Here is a 17,639-nt window from a genome sequence, read left to right as displayed (position 1 = left end):
GGAGTTATGTGTTTTCACGTTGGCAGCAATGGAATCGGCAGGTCAAGCTTGCCTTATGGATTATTGCATTAATCGGAGTTGTAGCAGCATTGCCCCTTGGAGCTTTACGGATGGACATGGAGAAAGCTTCGAAGCACGTAGAGTATGTATTTGATTACCGGGATATTATAGAGGTAGCGGAGAAGCAAGCTCAGCCGCAATTATTTCTTGAGGAGCAGCTGGCGAAGCTGAAGGAATCTGGCGTCATGACGATGTCCGTTTATGAGAGCTCACTGAAGGAACTGCAGCAGTCCGGCAGATTGACTTACTACAGCTCAAGAGACGCTGCGCTGCTGCAAGGAAAGTTTGAGCAAGCAGGACAAAACTATACGTATATTTTATTCAATGGACCGCAAGAGGAAGAAAAGGTTGGGCCAATCGTAAAGGCAGCGTTAGATCGCGAGGAAATCGTATATAGGGATTGGTCCTACGGTGGTCGCAATGGCTTGGTCGTAGAAATCCCAGTTGCGGAAGCGGTTATGAAAACATTGGACTTTGACCCGATGGCACTGCAAACGATCCATGATGCAGGCTTTGGCTTGCTGCCTCGCTTCTCTGATCGCGTGAAGCCTTATGATCAAAAGTCGATGGATGTTCTTCTTGGCCAGTTGAAAGAGCTTGGCGTCGATCGGGTGCTGTTTGACGGCGATAAAGTAAAGGGCGCATCTGATCAAGCGAAAGCAAAGAGTTTAGATGGATTCGCGGTATTACTTAATAAGTATCATATTGGTATCGCTACAATTGAAAACTTAAAAAAACCACAACAAGGTATAAATAAATTAGCCTATCTTACAAACTATAATGTGGTAAGGCTTTACTCATTGTCAGAGAAGGACAGCATGGACATGTCTCCCGAAGCTATTACGGATCGTTTCCTCCTAGCGGCGAAAGACCGGAACATTCGGATGTTCTTCCTAAACGGAACCTCTCAATCCAGTGTGGATAAAGCGAAAATAGTTCATTCTTTGGATAATATTAATGAAGCTATGAGCGGTAAAGATGGTGTTGTAGCAACGCTATCAAATGCTGGATTTACGCCTGGACATCCGGAGCCATTTAAATACGAGCAGCCATCCTGGTCGAAGGCGCTGCGTGGAGTGGTGGCAGCTGGAGCCATTGCCTTGATCGCATTAATGGTTGGCGCATTCATTCCTGGCGTCTACATTCCTGTGTTCTTATTAGGGATAATTGGAAGTGCAGGATTGTATCTGACCAGCAGAACCTCGCTTATGGAGCAGGGGCTTGCATTAGGAGCAGCTGTCAGCGCTCCTACGTTAGCCTTAATCTGGGTAATGAATCGAATTTACGCTAGAACCGTTGGTGATCGCCGTATAGTTGGAGGCGGAAGCTGGTCGGTAGGCCGCAGCCAGTCATCGAAAGCGCCGCATCAGCCAGGTGCTGTCTATGATAAAGGCAATCAAATGAAATGGATATTCCCATCCGCTACAATTGGACGCCGCTTTGGCTTAGCGATCACTTGGTTTGTGTCTGCGTCGCTCATTTCGATAATGGCGATTCCGTTAGTATTTGGGCTTCTTAATAACATTACTTACAGCTTAGTGCTGGAGCAGTTCCGCGGCGTAAGCGTGCTGCATCTTGCTCCAATCGCACTCGTTGCGGTTTATGTTCTTTTCTACAATGGTCAAATGTCTGTAGGAAAACTGCGCTCTTTGCTTACTAAACCTATTACTTTGACGTGGATCATAATAGCAGCTGTCATCGGAATAATTGGTTACTACTATTTGTCGCGTACAGGCAATGCCGGTCAAGTATCTTCTATCGAGCTCGTTATCCGCGGCTGGCTGGAATCGACGTTCGGCGTTCGGCCGCGCTTTAAAGAGTTTATGCTGGGCCACCCGCCGCTTGTACTCGGTTTGTTCTTGGCACTGCGTTACCGTGCAGCGTGGCTGCTTGTAATAGCAGGCTCCATTGGACAATTGACAATGGTAGATACATTCGCGCACATTCATACGCCGTTATATATTTCGGTGATTAGATTGCTGCTTGGGTGGGGAACAGGGTTAATTATTGGCTGTATCTTGATCCTAGCGTGGCAGGTCGTGGAAGGAGCAATACGTAAATGGGCGCCAGCAATCATTCGCAAGTTTGTCGCATAGTTATTTCCGGCTATTATGGCTTTCGAAATAGCGGCGATGAAGCGGTGTTAAAGTCGATATTGCTTGCACTGGAAGTTGAAGGAAAAGCACAAGGAATTCAAATTCAACCAATTGTTTTGTCTGGTGATCCGGCATCGACAAGCCAAATGTACGGCGTTGAATCTGTTCGCCGCATGCATCCGGGCGATCTGATGAAAGCACTGCGTAGCTGTGATGGTCTGATAAGCGGCGGCGGAAGCCTGCTGCAGGACGCGACAAGTGCGAAGACAATTCCGTATTACACGGCAGTCATGAAACTTGCTCAACTTCTCGGCAAACCTACCTTCGCCTACTCGCAAGGTATCGGCCCCGTTAACCGACGCTGGATGGACCCGCTGATCCGCAGCGTAATGAAGCGCAGTGCTTATGTGTCCGTACGGGATGCAGAATCGGCATCCTTGCTTGCCTGGATTGGCTTGCCTGAGAACCGAATCGACGTAGTGCCTGATCCGGTTATGGGCTTGCCGCTGCCGCTTAGCTCGAACGAAAGCTTGCAGCGCAGCTCCACAGCGGACGAGCTGCCGCTCGTTGGCGTATCGCTGCGCCGCTGGCGCAGCGACGGCGGCGACCTTGCTCGCGCCGCCGAAGCGCTAATCGCGCTCTCGAAGCGGACGCCTGTGCGGCTGCGCTTCCTGCCGTTCCACACCCCCTCCGACATCGAAGCGTCGGAGGAAGTGCTGGAACGGCTGCGCGGCCGGCTCGGCAGCGGTTCCACCGCCGAGCTGGCCACCGTCGGCGACGACCCCCAGCAAATGCTGCTGGAGGTCAGCCGTTGCGACGCTTTGTTCGGCATGCGCCTCCATGCGCTTATTTATGCAGCCAATCAAATGGTACCGATGCTTGGCTTGTCTTATGACCCGAAGATCGATCAATTCCTTCATCGATTGGGGCTCAAAGCCATCGGCACAACGGAGCAGCTCGATGCCGATGCTTTCGCAGCAGCGGCAAGCTCGCTGCTGGAAGACAAAGCGGGCTGGCAGGCTGAACATAAGCCAGCAATCGACCTATTAAAACAACAATCGCAAAAACCGGCGCAACAAATTGTCCAGTTCATGCGTCAAACCATATTGAGGTGACTTGCACTTGTCAAAACAAGTACCAACCGTATCTATTTACGGCATCCCATTCTCCAAAATGAGCATGGATGAGACGGTTAATTACTTAACAGAAGCCATAGAAAAGAGACAGCAGACTCATGTCATAACGGCTAATCCCATTATGATTATGTCTGCGGTTGAGGATGCGAACTACAGCGCCATGATCAAGCAAGCGGACTTAATTGTGCCAGACGGCGCAGGAGTTGTATGGGCAGCGAAGCATGTGGGACATCCAGTTGCGGAACGAGTAACGGGCTTTGATCTGTTGCATCGTCTGCTTGCGCAAGGGGAGTCCCGCAAATGGAAGGCTTATTTGCTAGGCACCTCGCAGGAGGTCATTGAAGCAGCGGCTGAGAAGCTGCAGCTGCAATATCCACAAGTGCGTATTGTCGGCTATCGCAATGGCTTTTTTGGGCCGGAGCAAGACGAGGAAGTAGTCGAGGCTATTATGCATGTCGCGCCCGATATGTTATTTGTGGCACGCGGAGCTGATACACAAGAGCCGTGGATCGTCAAATTTAAACAGAGGCTTGGAGTACCCCTAATTATGGGAGTAGGCGGCAGCTTTGATGTCGTGTCAGGTAAGCTGAAGCGCGCTCCAATGATATACCAGAAGCTCCGGATGGAGTGGTTTTATCGCCTGCTGCAAGAGCCTAAACGCTACAAAAGGATGCTTGTTTTGCCGAAATTCGTAGTGAGAGTGCTTCGCGACAAGGAAAACGTAACAAAACCGCGTCATACACCGTAAAGATCCGCAAAACCGTGAAAATCGGATGAAAACGGGGTTGGAGTTTCTTTTTCAATCGGAGTATAATTCACTTCGGTAGAAAGAAAAGGGGAGTTGCACACATGCCAGTTGGCTTGCTGTATACAATTGGATTTATTATCGCTCTTATTTTAGCAATTGCAATGACGCCGCTTGTTAAGAAATTTGCTTTCAAAGTAGGCGCAATAGACAAACCAAATCACCGCAAAGTACATACGCGCATCATGCCGCGTCTTGGCGGTCTAGCTATTTATATCGCATTCGTAGGCGCGTTCTTTATTTTATCTCCATTTATTCCAGAAGGCCTGCTTCGCGCGCAGGATTCCAATATGATTAATGCGCTGCTGGTGGGCGGCACAATGATTATTATTTTGGGTGCTTTCGATGATCGCTTTGAGCTTTCCGCAAAAATTAAATTAATTGGCCAGGTTGCTGCAGCTTGCGTCGTCGTATTCGGATTTGACGTTAAGATCGACCTGCTGAACATTCCTTTCGGGGAAACGATGCAGCCGATTGCTGGCTGGCTCAGCATCCCGCTTACGATTCTATGGATCGTTGGCGTAACGAATGCCATTAATTTAATCGACGGCTTGGACGGGCTCGCCGCTGGTGTATCCGGTATCGCAATCGCAACGATAGTGGTAATGGCATCGCTTATGGGCTTCCAGCCTGTTATTCTGCTCAGCACTTTGCTGCTAGGCGGAATCGTCGGATTTCTCGTATTTAACTTCCACCCTGCAAAAATATTTATGGGTGACTCAGGCTCGTTGTTTCTTGGCTTTAGCCTAGCCACGCTTTCCATGCTTGGCTTCAAGCAGGTAACATTGGTTTCATTCGTAACACCGCTGCTTATTATCGGCGTGCCTCTTTCGGATACTTTTTTTGCGATTGTTCGCCGCTGGGTCAACAAGCGTCCAATCTTTGCTCCGGACAAAGGCCATTTGCATCACCGTTTACGTGATCTAGGCTTCAGCCATCGTCGTACCGTCCTAATCATTTGGGGGGTTGCTGCTTTATTCGGAGGGCTGGCTATTGTGCAGTCTGCCGTTGTTCAATCAAGTGCAGCGAACTGGATTACCTTCGCGGTTATTTGCATGCTCATGTTCTTCTTGCAGATCGGCGCTGAGTTAACCGGTATCGTGGACAAAACGCGTAAGCCACTTATTAATTTTTTAAATAGAATGCGCCTCAGGCTTAAAGTGGATGCCGAATCGCGTTCCAAATAATAGAAGGCTCTGAAATCCCTGATGAAGGGTTTCAGAGCCTTTTTGTATATCTGTATATGTATTTTGATAAGAGATTCATGTATTCCTCCAGCCGCTTCTTCTGTATCGTTCATCTTCTTATAGCCCAGCCTTCATCTATTATTCTTTGCTTCACTCTCCCCTCAGCTCAGGAGGCAAAAGCTTAACGAAATTATTTAAGTGTATCATTTGTAAAATTGCTCAAAAAACTAAAAAAATGATGCTTCGGAACCGATAACAAAGGTACAGAACTATTCAGCGGTCAGCACGGCTTTATTTGAATGTAAAGAAGCTGGCTAAAGAGGAACGAGGAGGAAGGTTTATTTCAAGTAGTTAGCTGCTTTGTTGCCTTTACACTAATATTCTGATATCCAGGCACGTTATATAAATAAAGGAGGAACATTGTTTTGAAAAGAATACTTTCATTAGTACTGACGTTAGCTTTGTTGATTACATTGATGCCGCCAGTTGGTTCGTCAGGAATTGTTACGGCCGCAACGGGCAGCTTCAGCTTCCCATTGGAGAAGGATTTGTCTACGCAAGCACGGGTAACGACGGATCCCACCTTGACATTGACTGGTTCTATTACGGGTGTTGATCCATCCTCGGTCTCATACAGTGTCGTACAAGTTATTAATAATAAAGGAACCGACGATCCATCAGATGATCAGCTTGGTTCTAAACGCGAGAATATTACTAGCAATATTTATATCAACGGCTTTAATATTCAGGTTTATAACGTTGAGCTGTTCCCGGGTCTGAACCGTATTACGTTCAGAGGCATACAGGGCGGCGGGGAAGTGACGAATTCGATCTATATCGAATATCACAACGGTCCTGTTTTTTATGATTTAGTAGCTCAGCTGGACGGCAATAAATTTAATATCGAAGAAGCTGGAACGACGGTTGTTCACTCAACTACATCAGCCGGCCGCCAGTCAGCAGATATTAGCATTACGGGCTTTGCGCCCAATTCACAGCAAGTAACTGTTGATGTTAACGGCAACAGTAAAACGTATTCAGTCAATAGCTCTAACAACTATCAGTTCGCAGCTTCACCCATTACACTCCAAAAAGGTAAAAACCTTGTCACGATCAAAGTGAAAAACGCAAACCAAACGGTTGAAACAACGCGTGAGGTTGCCTTTTATAACGGAGAAGTTACGTTCTATGATTTAAATCTCAATGGGAAAGTAGATACGACCGTTGGCGGAACGACAACTACGGTCGATTCTTCGGAGCCACTTGAGTACAATCCGAATTTACTGACGAAAACTACGAACGTTGCTACGGTTACGGGCACGATCATTGTTCCTAACTTTTTGAAGGATGACAGCATTCCACCAGATGGTATTCTAGAACCGCATCCGAACCCGACACAACCAATACCGGTAAAGTATACAATAACTGGAAGTGGGGTTGTTCAGCCTGCTACTTCACCGTCAGTACTTGCTACTCCTGTAGGCCAATATACAGGAAATGAAGCGTTTTTCATTTACCAGTTTACTGCACCAGTAGGCACCGCTTATGCACTTGGATTTGATAAACCCTACAGTATTCAACTAACCGCCAAAAACGCTAGGAAAACAGCGCTCGGACAACCTGATGATGAGGGAACCGGACTTATGGGCTTCTCTTTGCGGAACGCGGCTGCTCAATTTATCGATACCATTAGTTATTTGGGCGGATATCAGTCAGGCACAGGCGAATCATTAACGGGAACACCGCTCGAAGGCGCTAATTTATACAGCGTGCCGTTCGCCATGGAAGTGCTGGTCGGCAATCCGGACTTGTCCGTTACAACGGGACTCGTTTCAGTTACTGACATTAAAAACGTTTCAAATGCATCGGCCACAGGCTACGATTATAATTCCGTAAACAATATCGAGAATAAGTCGGCAAGTCTCGCCAATAAGTTCGTCAACATTAACGGTAAAACCTATAAACGGGAAATCATCGTATTCAAGAAGCTGCCATTCGAAGGCACTCAAACCATAACGCTAAAGGTTGGCAGTGTAACCAAGCAGGTAAAATTCACGATGCTGTTCGGCCCTTATGTGAACTATACAAGCGTGTTCGATAATATGACGGTTTATGATGATACCAATAAGCTGAAAAGTGAACGGATCACGGATGCGATCACAGGCAGCTTGAGTGATTTCAAAGGGATTATCAATAACATTAATAACACTTCTGAAATTCGTTACGACTTTGCTAATAAAGCAGCACAAACCGTATTTTTCTACGTGAACAATACACCGATAAAGCTGCAGCAGCAAGCGGGCAAGCCAGTCACTAATTTCGAGATTATTCCATCCGAAAGAGATAATGCATTCAATGCGTTATTCAGTGGTGAGAATGAAATTAAATTTGTGTTCCAAGGAAGCAAGAACTCATACGAGAAAAAGATTAAGCTTTATCTCATACCGACCAATCTGCCTGTCATACCGGTAGAGGGAACAACCATTTACCCATACAGCAGCAAGCATACGGATCCGCTCCCGAATGATCCAAACTTTGTGAATCGCGGCGGCATTTTTACAACGAATGAAGCGAATATGAATGTATTCGGAACTTTTGATTTTATCGATTTCATCGCAGCAGGTGCTACTAATACGGATATTGTTAACAATATTCAAGCGAAAATCGATCAAATGAATGTAGCCACCAATGGGCTTACTTCACCAGTGAATTATATTTTGAAAATCGAAAGCAGCAGCTCTACAAATGCGATTCGCTGGAATTTAAACAAGCAGCTCATTATCATGAATGGTCCGAATGTAATTGGAACCGTTAATAACACGGCGAATAATGAAGTTGCTAATCTTGCAGTAAGATACGACATCTTGACTAAGACATTTTCATTTATTTTGACTAATCAAACATTAAACCCAGATGGCAGCTCCAGCGTATATACGTTTACGGTGTATAACAACGGCGAGACGGGCCCGAAAGCATCTTACCGGTTAGAGGTTGATCCTACCTCTTTGCCTTACACGATTCTTCGTCCAATATTGCCTAACAAAGCGATCGTGAATCAAAATTTTGTTGAAGTGATTATCGATGCCCCTGGCGCAGATACGATTACGATTAATAAGCAAGCAGCGGAGAAAATTGAGTATGACTCAGATAATAATCCTGCAACTGTAGAATTGCTGTACAAAAATACGTATCGTGTTTACGTGAATAAGCTGAAGGTCGGAAAAAATAAAATCGATTTCGTTATCTCGAACGCCAACAATAAAGTGCAAAGCAGCATAGAAATCACATATGCACCAACTAATATTCCAGGCGCACAATTCATGGAGACTATGGCAAGCAGCCACAAAGTTTTTGATGGCGCACTTTCTTTGAAGTTTGAGAAAGGAACGACTCTAATTCGCACCGATTACAATGTACCGGCGAACTTGAAGAACCAAGTGTTTACCGGACATAATCTGCTATTCGCGATTGCAAATCCAGAGGATGGTGTTGTTGATCGCCGCGAGCTTGAACCATGGCCGCCGAACTTCAACATTATTATGGAAAGCTTTGGGACAAGGTTCCGGCTATCCTATCCAACAAGATTCACTAAAGCGAGTCCTGTATATTGGATCGATGCTGGTTTAGCAGATGATCCGGCTACGACAGCATATGATCCGTTAACGATGGGTGTTGATCCCTACCAATTCCCGAATGCGAAAGGAACAGGCGGGACGAGAATTCCGACCTATGACGATCGCCCAGACAACCGTGAATTAATTACTTCTAAGACAGGAACTTTAACACTAGCATTTGATCCGAAAATGAAGGATAGCGTAGGTACGATCATTACGGCATACCGTTACGATGTTAAAGCGAAATATTGGGAGAACATAGGCGGTACCGTAGATGTGAAGAATAACACAATTACTGTTCCGTTTAGTAAATTCGGTTATTATGTTGTCGGCAAGATGGTGTATTCCTTCTCAGATATGACTTCGCATCCATATGCGAGAAACTATTTAGAGGCTATTTATGCCAAAGGCATCATGAATGCTGCGGGCTTTGATGATTTTGGCGCCAACATCTATATTTCACGCGGCGAATTCGCTAGAATGATGGTTAAGGCACTTGATATTCCGCTCAATTATGAGCTAAGCAAGCCGCACTTCGACGATGTGCCTGCTATCATTAATCCAGATGCATTATGGGATTACCGTTATGTAGAGACGGCAGCGCGTGAGGGCATCATTCGCGGAACTGGTCCGCGTACGTTCCAGCCAAGCGCAAGCTTGACGCGTGAGGAGGCTTCAGTTATTATCTCAAGAGCATTAGATATGAAGCTTGCTACCGATCCTGCGAAAATTTCTAAAGACCTTGAGAAAACATTCAAGGACGCCGGTAATGTAAATTACTACGCGAAGAGCGCGGTTCTGGCGATTTCCAAGAAAAAATACATTTTGGGCTCTTATGTTGACCCGACCAACCCGAAAGCAGGCTCCGTATTTGAGCCTCGATCAAATCTGCTGCGTTCAGACGCAGCGATTATAGTAGCTCGTATATTAGCGGATTTGAAGAAGCTGCCTAGCATCGGTTAATAACCGCTCAAGCAGTGCTTAGAACTGGCCGCAGAGAAATTTCTGCGGCTGGTTTTTTATTTAGGCAGGAAGCCGAAAGTAAAAGGAATGTGCAACATTATCCAAGGAAAAATTTTAGTATATACGTAGTCTATGAAAACAAGCTATACTGACGAGACCATGCGTTAAGTTTAATGCAGGTGCTTGATTGATTGGATCATACATAGTAAAGAGGCTTAAGCACTTATTTGGTGTTATTTTAAAAAAAAGAGTAAAAGTTTTTTTCGCAACATCGCAACTTTTTAGTTTACTGTGCGTTTAAATACATGACAATGTTATACACGCGCCGAAATGATGCGTGAGACCTACACCCATAATGACTAAATTGGAATGAATTCACAACTTCCTCTTTACGGTACGGGAAGCCCATTGTATAATATTATAGTGGCGAAGCAACTCTATTATTTTCCAGTCATCATTTACAAGTTTCTGCGACATGATCTTACAAAGGGTTTATCATGCTCGTAGACATCATTTATATCAAATCCATGCTCAACTCTGGAAAGGGGGTGAATCGGCTATGAGGGAAAAGAGCAATTCATTAGTTAAAGAAAACTCTCAACAACCGAAGGTATTTAGAGGAGGAGAAACAAAGGTTATGAAGAAAAAAATAGCAGCATTTGTACTGGCAACAGCGCTAGTACTACCAACATCTCTAACAGCTTTTGCAGCAACAACACCATCTGACGTGGTGGGCAAACCAGTACAATCCGCAGTTGAAGAACTAACTGCACTTGGCATCATTCAAGGTTATGAAGATGGTACTTTCAAACCTGAGAACCAAATTACTCGCGCAGAACTTGCGAAAATCATCGTTATTGCTTCCGGTAACGAAGCTGCTGCTAACTTGATGGCAGGCGTTAAGCCTTCTTTCAAAGACGTTAAAGCAGGCGCTTGGTACACTGGCTTCATCAACGCTGCTGCTGCTAAAGGATATATCCAAGGTTACAATGGAAACTTCCGTCCAAGCGACAACGTTAAGTTCGAAGAAGTAGTAGCAATCTTGGTTCGTTCATTGGGCTACAAAGAAAGCCAATTGTCCGGCGCTTGGCCGTACAACTACCTTCTTGCAGCACAAGACACTCAAGACAGCAGCTTGTTTGAAGGTCTAGATGTTACTCCTGGTACTACTGCTAACCGCGGTATCGTAGCAAGATTGACTTCTAACACAATCAACTCCAAAACTGTTACTTACAGTGGCACTAACGGCGACGTAGTTAACTACGGCGACAAATTGGTTACAAAAATCGGTGAAACTTCCAAAGCAGTAGTTTCTGCTGCAGCTCTTAACAGCGACAAAGAAATTTCACTTGATGGTCTTAGAATTAAAACTTCTGACAAATTTGTTGTAACTGGCGGAAAAGCTCTTGCTGATCTAGTTGGTCACACAGTTACAGTTGTTAAAACAAAAGACAAAAAACAAGTTCTAGCAATCACTGATGCACAAGCATCTGAGAAAGTAATTGCTTTCGAAAACAACAACACAGCTGGTGTATCTGATACTGTAGGTTACAGCGTTTATCTTACAGCTAAAGACGGTAAAACTTACCCAACTGTACCAAGCACGAAATACCTAGGCTTCAACAAGAACTATGCTGCAGCAACAGGCGCTTTGGCTAAAGGCGAGAAAGCTACATTGTTCTTGAACGCTGATGGCCAAGTACAATTCGTATCAGTAGTAGCTTACACTGATAACAAATTGGTGACTGGATATGAAGCGAAAACTTCATTCCGTCCTGCACGTGTTAACTACTCACCAAATGCTTCTGTAAGTGTTACAGATGCAACTGTAGTTAAGCTTAACGGTGCTCTTGCATCTGCAGCTGATCTTAAAGAAAACGATGTAATTCGTTTTGTAGCAAATGGTACTGAAGCGGTTATCCTTGAAGCTACTCGCAACACTGTAACTGGTAAAGTGGATTCAGTAAGAGTTGAAGGCGGCAAATATTACTATACTGTTTCTGGTAAAGTATACGAAGATCTATTTGCAACTTCATCTGCTAATGCTCTTACATTGGGTTCAGAGTATACTCTGTTCTTGAACAACGACGGCAAAGTTGCTGGTTCAAAAGCAGCTACAGCTAACACTTCAAGCAACTATGCAGTAGCTCTTAAAAATGCTCTTCCTGGTGTTTCTGTAATTGATAACGGTGAAGTTAAAAATGGTTACACTAAACTTGAAGTATTCTCTGTTAAAGAGAACAAAAACCTCACAGTTTACTTGTTGCCTGCTGACATCACTGGAACTATCGCAAAAAATGCTGTTGTTAAGTTGACTTACAATGCTGACGGTAAAGTAACAAAAGCAGCACTTACAAGCACTTCTGCAGCTGCTGGCGTAACTGTTAAAGAAGTAACTGCAACTTCAATTGCAACTACTACTAACTCGACTTACTATGTAAACAGCAACACTGTTTACTTGGATGCTTCGAATCGTGCTAACGATGTAGTGACTGTTGCAACTGCAGCTAACGTAGCTAAAAACGACGAGATCGCTGTTGTTCTTAACAGCAATGGCCTTAACGCTGATCTAGTAGTTATCGTTTCATCTGCTGGTTCTACTAACACAGATACTACAGTTCGTGGTACTTTTGTAACTAAATACACAGTTCTTTCTGGTACAACTACTTCATTCATCGTGAAGCTGAATGTAAAAGGTACTGAAACTGAAATTGCTGTAACAGAAGCAGCTTACGATCTTATTAACACAAATACTGCTAAACATGAAATTCTCACATTGACTGGCCTTGTTGGCGGTAAATACAACACTGTAGGCGGTACTCCTGCGGTAACAGCATTCTCTGCTGTAAATGCTTCTAACGGTACATTTAAAGCAACATCTGCTGGCGTTGCTAAAGACTACATCGTGACACCTGGAACTACTGTTTATGCAGTAGACAAAGACGGTAAAGTTAACATCGATACTTTCGGTGCAATCTCATCCGTTGATGGTGGAACACTTGGTACTGATTTCAATATCTATGTTGTAGCTTCCGATAACCAAATCGGTGGAACTTACACAGAAGCAGCTGTAGTGGTTGTTAAAGTATTGAAATAGTAACAAACGCTAAGTTGAGCTAATCAGCTTACGGGAGAAAGACCGTCGCTTTTGCGACGGTCTTTTTTTGTTTGATTAACAAATTTACTATATATTTACACTTCGTAATAGAGTAAAATATATGTAGTAAAAAAAGGTAAAGATTTAAGAGAAATCTTGTAAAAGTCGAAACTTAACGGAGGTTCAATACGTCTAAACATGTATACCAAAAAAAGATACGGAGTGAATCAGATGACACGAAAGAGCTTCATTGGAATGACTAAGTACGTTTCATTATTAATTGCAATTATTTTTTTTGTAACCGCAGTTCCAGTATCGCAAGCCGCTGCATCTCCAGAAGTATTTAAAAAAGTATACATATCCAAAGATTCGTATATTCAATTAACGGATGCAAATCTTGTACCTAGTACAAGCGGTGCAACTGCTAGTTTTACTTTCACCTTCTATAATGGAGATAATGCTCCGATCAATCTGATTGATTATTGGGCGCGATTGAACTCAACAGGCGGAAGCAAATACGCATTGACGCTTTTGGATGCGGATAAGAAAAAGAAGGTTTCTCCAAAATCTTCAACGACTTTAACATTCTACAGCGAAGTGAGTCCGAAAATCACACTTGATCAGTTAGTAGTCAATATTATTAAATTTGATTTCAGTGTAGCAGGATATGAGAAGTCAGTTGCTAAATTTACTTTTCCTAAAGGGTTTTCCAACTTTGTAAAAGCTGGAGGCTTTAAAACAGTTCAAATGCAAAATTCGAATGTAAACGTTAGAATTGATCAGATCAATGCAACCAAAACAGAGAAAAACTATATTTTCAATTTATCTTTTGTAGCACGTAATATGGGTAAGTTTGGAGTGGCTCTACCTCAATATAACTATTATGTACAAACACCATCAGGATTATATAAATTAGCACTGCGCAACAAAACAGATGAGACATTAACGTTAGAGCCTACTGTCTTAAATGCAGTCCGTTTAACAGGCAATATCCCAACGAGTGTATCGACTGCAGGCTGGAAATTTATTATTACAGAAGGAGTAGGAGCTGCGGAAACATCAAAAGTTAATCTTCCCGTTGTCATCATGGAAGCGCCTTTTAAATTAACGACGACTACGACAACAGCGAAAACATCATTTACAAATGATCAAGGCACTTACGAGGTTGAATTGAAAAACGTTCAGCGCTTCCCTCTTAATAATGAGGATCAAGTTGTTGCAGAATTAGTTATACGAAATAAAGAATCTGTATTTTTACCGCTCCCAGATTTAACTGGTGCATTCTCGATAGATGAAAATATTAAGCTTACAACGAAATTAATTAAGAACAGCGGAGATATTGGAATTGCGCCTGGCGCAGCTACAACAATTAGTTATGTTGGCTCCATTCCATATGCTTATCAATGGAAGAAATTCAATTTGAAATTAAGTGAGAAGGATAATGAAATTACGACTGAAGTAGCAGAGCTTACAAAGTCAACCGTTACTCCGATTTCGGTTATAGGAGTAGGCACTGAATACTCCCAACAAAGCAACGGAGTCCCGTTCACAGCTAAGGTTACGGATGTTAGAACGTATACGGGTACGAAGAATGACACACTTGCAGTATTTGTGGATGTTACGAATAAGCAGAATCGTAACAGTGCTCTTCCAGTATGGTCAGGCTACTTCCAAACGGCAGATGGAAAGATTTTCGATGCCAAGCTTGAGAAGCCTAATGTATTAATCAACCCATCTAAGAAAGAGCAAATGATCGTTTGGACCGAATTGCCTGAAGGTATTGATAAAGCTGGAATTAAGCTGATTCTAGGAGAAGCTTATAATGATGCTGGTCTAATTCAAGGAAAAGGCGATGCAACAGGATACTTGCGCGCTGTGCAATTGAGTTTACCTGAAGAAAAGAAAGCAGCAACTAGCTTTAAAGATCTTCAAGTAGGACCGTATACGGTTGACTTTAACTACTACGATGCATTCATAGACGGTAATGTACTAGTTGGTCATATTGGCGGAAAACTTATTAAAAATAATGATTATGACAGCTATACACAATCACAATTGACTATTGAACTTGAACGTACAGATCTTAATCAGGTTCTTTACTCTAAGCCATTATCATTTGACGGTAATGTAGAGAATAGTATGAAGTGGAAACTAGGCGATAATTATACCGAAATCAAAGAAGAAATTAAAGATCTAGCTATTTGGGATGATTATACATTAAATATATATGATACTTTTAATGGGAATAAGAAATTGCTAGCTAGTATTCCAACCCAATGGTCAATGGTCGTTAACTGGCTTGACGGAAAACATTAATCTATATAAAAAACTGGTGTCTCCTGCTTAAATCTAGTATCTTTATAGGAGATACTAGATTGAGAGGAGATTGCCAAGTGAAACAAAAAGGATTACGCGTATTGGCTGCTGTTGTATTAGTCGGAGCAGGCGTGTGGGCTGGCGTGAACTTTGCTTCGCCGCTCGAAGCAGAATCGAATGCCCTTTCCCCCGGTTCCGTAGAAGACCCGGTCGTAACGAAAAGCTATGTAGATGAGCAGCTTGCTAAACTAAGCGGAGGCCCCACAGGGGGCTCTACCGGCGGTACAGGTGTTGCCGAGAGTGTTGCATTAGAAGTAGTAACTGTGCCGGCAGGCAAGACGTTAATGGCAGGCCAAGGCACTGAGGTTATTGTACGTGTAGGCAAAGCGATTGCTTACAGCTCAGATGCGAGCGGTATAGCGGATTTGACAGGCGGTACCGACTTGACCAAAGGCAAGGCTATTCCAACGAACCATTTGCTATTATTCCCTCGTGAAGGCCGAGGAATTCTGCCTGATCCGGCTCAAAAAAATGGCTTGACGGTATTGGTAATAGGAAAATACACTCTGCAATAAGATGGGTTACTCCCTATAATTTACCCGAACTGACAATAGATTATACGCTTCAAATGAAGGCTTAGGATACACAATATAAATGTGTTCCAACATCTTTTGGAGGTGTCATGTCATGAGTCGTTCGAATAAAGTCGTTGTGCCAACAAGCAAAGCAGCATTAAATCAGCTTAAGTATGAAATTGCGTCAGAATTTGGTTTGACGTCAGGAGCTTATACAGGCATTGGAGCGGACTCTGAATTTGCTGGTGAGCTGGGTATGTCCTCAGGTGCTGGCGGCGGACATAGCGTCCACTGGTCAGCCCTATCTACCCGTCAAGCAGGATCAGTTGGTGGGGAGATCACCAAAAGGCTTATTGCCCAAGCGGAATCCGTTCTACACGGATACCAATAAAGATTGGAATTTCCGGCGTCCATTGACACTAAGCGACATTTTCGGTATCATACTGTTTTAGAAGAGTTGTCAAACAACCTTTTCCTACGGGAAAAGGTTCATTTTTTATGTAGAATGTATGCACTTATTGTATAAATGCACTTATTCTATATTAAGGTTATAGGAGGTTGATGCGGATGTCGGTTAAAGGACGCCACTTGTTCACATCAGAATCAGTTACGGAAGGTCACCCCGATAAAATTTGTGATCAAATATCTGATGCTGTATTAGATGCATTTCTTGAAGCAGATCCATATGCGCGTGTCGCTTGTGAAGTTTCTGTAGCTACAGGTCTTGTTTTGGTTATTGGTGAGATCAGCAGCAGTGCAGATTATGTTGATATTTCTGCAATTGCTCGTCGCACAATTAAGGAAATTGGTTACACACGTGCCAAATTCGGCTTTGACTCCAGCACATGTGCTGTATTGACTTCTCTTAATGAGCAGTCTGCAGACATCGCGCAGGGCGTTAACGCGGCTCTTGAGACGCGTGATGGTAAAGACATGAAGCAAGAGAACGAAGATATCGGTGCAGGAGACCAAGGCCTTATGTTTGGTTTTGCAACGAATGAAACGCCTGAGCTAATGCCGCTTCCAATTGCATTGTCTCACCGGATTGCTCGTCGTTTATCCGAAGTTCGTAAGAATGAAACGCTCTCTTACCTCCGTCCGGACGGTAAAACTCAAGTTACAATCGAATATGCGGATGGTAAGCCTGTTCGCGTTGACACGATAGTAGTATCTACACAACATGCCGAAGAAATTACACTTGAGCAAATTCAAGCAGACATTTTGGAACATGTAATTAAACCTGTTGTTCCTGTGGAATGGCTGGATGAGCAAACGAAATATTTCATCAACCCTACCGGACGCTTTGTTATTGGCGGACCTCAAGGTGATGCAGGCTTGACAGGACGCAAAATTATCGTTGATACTTACGGCGGCTATGCTCGTCATGGCGGCGGCGCGTTCTCTGGCAAGGATCCTACAAAGGTTGACCGCTCTGCGGCTTATGCTGCTCGTTATGTAGCGAAGAACATCGTCGCTGCTGGACTTGCAGACAAATGCGAAATTCAATTGGCATATGCAATTGGTGTTGCATATCCGGTATCTATCAGCGTAGATACTTATGGCACTGGCAAAATTGGCGAAGATAAGCTCGTTGAGCTTATAACTAACAACTTTGACCTACGTCCAGCGGGTATTATCAAAATGCTTGATCTGAGACGCCCAATCTACAAACAAACAGCTGCTTATGGTCACTTCGGCCGTACAGACGTTGATCTTCCTTGGGAACGCGTTGACAAAGCAGATAAGCTGAAAGCAGAAGCTGGCGCACAATAAAGGCGTATAAGCTCTTT

10 protein-coding genes are annotated in these 17,639 nt (G+C 43.8%); all 10 read left to right on the top strand.

Annotated elements, in window-relative coordinates:
* Positions 1–8 precede the first annotated feature (8 nt).
* The 10 genes from CEF13_RS26560 to metK all read left to right on the top strand — a co-directional run bounded on the left by CEF13_RS26560 (position 9) and on the right by metK (position 17,622).
* Positions 9–2,156: a DUF5693 family protein gene (locus CEF13_RS26560; protein WP_102715506.1), complete on the top strand. Its 2,148-nt coding sequence runs from the start codon at positions 9–11 to the stop codon at positions 2,154–2,156.
* A complete protein-coding gene (gene csaB, locus CEF13_RS26555; protein WP_102715504.1) occupies positions 2,120–3,271 on the top strand; it encodes a polysaccharide pyruvyl transferase CsaB in 1,152 nt (383 codons plus the stop codon). Before CEF13_RS26560 ends, csaB begins: the two co-directional genes overlap by 37 nt.
* Positions 3,272–3,329: 58 nt before the next feature.
* Positions 3,330–4,040 carry a WecB/TagA/CpsF family glycosyltransferase gene (locus CEF13_RS26550; protein ID WP_102716581.1) on the top strand — a complete coding sequence of 237 codons (711 nt, stop codon included), beginning with the start codon at positions 3,330–3,332 and terminating at the stop codon, positions 4,038–4,040.
* A 101-nt stretch (positions 4,041–4,141) separates the two neighbouring features.
* Positions 4,142–5,284 (top strand): glycosyltransferase family 4 protein, encoded by a 1,143-nt coding sequence (locus tag CEF13_RS26545; protein WP_102715502.1) that lies wholly within the window; start codon positions 4,142–4,144, stop codon positions 5,282–5,284.
* A gap of 425 nt (positions 5,285–5,709) precedes the next feature.
* Positions 5,710–9,861 carry an S-layer homology domain-containing protein gene (locus tag CEF13_RS26540; protein WP_102715500.1) on the top strand — a complete coding sequence of 1,384 codons (4,152 nt, stop codon included), beginning with the start codon at positions 5,710–5,712 and terminating at the stop codon, positions 9,859–9,861.
* Positions 9,862–10,420: 559 nt separating this feature from the next.
* The gene (locus CEF13_RS26535; RefSeq protein WP_166742931.1) at positions 10,421–12,958 is read left to right on the top strand and encodes an S-layer homology domain-containing protein; all 2,538 of its coding nucleotides are present in this window, start codon (positions 10,421–10,423) and stop codon (positions 12,956–12,958) included.
* A 231-nt stretch (positions 12,959–13,189) separates the two neighbouring features.
* Entirely contained in the window at positions 13,190–15,274 is a 2,085-nt protein-coding gene (locus CEF13_RS26530) for a hypothetical protein (RefSeq protein ID WP_102715496.1), read from the top strand.
* Between the two features lie 77 nt (positions 15,275–15,351).
* Complete coding sequence (locus CEF13_RS26525) at positions 15,352–15,849, top strand: hypothetical protein (RefSeq protein ID WP_102715494.1); 498 nt, start codon at positions 15,352–15,354, stop codon at positions 15,847–15,849.
* A gap of 112 nt (positions 15,850–15,961) precedes the next feature.
* On the top strand, positions 15,962–16,240 hold the full coding sequence (locus tag CEF13_RS26520) for an alpha/beta-type small acid-soluble spore protein (protein WP_102715492.1): 279 nt from the start codon (positions 15,962–15,964) through the stop codon (positions 16,238–16,240).
* Between the two features lie 176 nt (positions 16,241–16,416).
* Positions 16,417–17,622 (top strand): methionine adenosyltransferase, encoded by a 1,206-nt coding sequence (gene metK, locus CEF13_RS26515; RefSeq protein ID WP_102715490.1) that lies wholly within the window; start codon positions 16,417–16,419, stop codon positions 17,620–17,622.
* Positions 17,623–17,639: the final 17 nt, after the last annotated feature.

The organism is Paenibacillus castaneae (genome assembly GCF_002884445.1).
GTDB classification, from domain to species: domain Bacteria; phylum Bacillota; class Bacilli; order Paenibacillales; family Paenibacillaceae; genus Pristimantibacillus; species Pristimantibacillus castaneae.
Note: the sequence above shows the minus strand (reverse complement) of the source record. Positions and strands in the feature narration are given on the sequence as shown.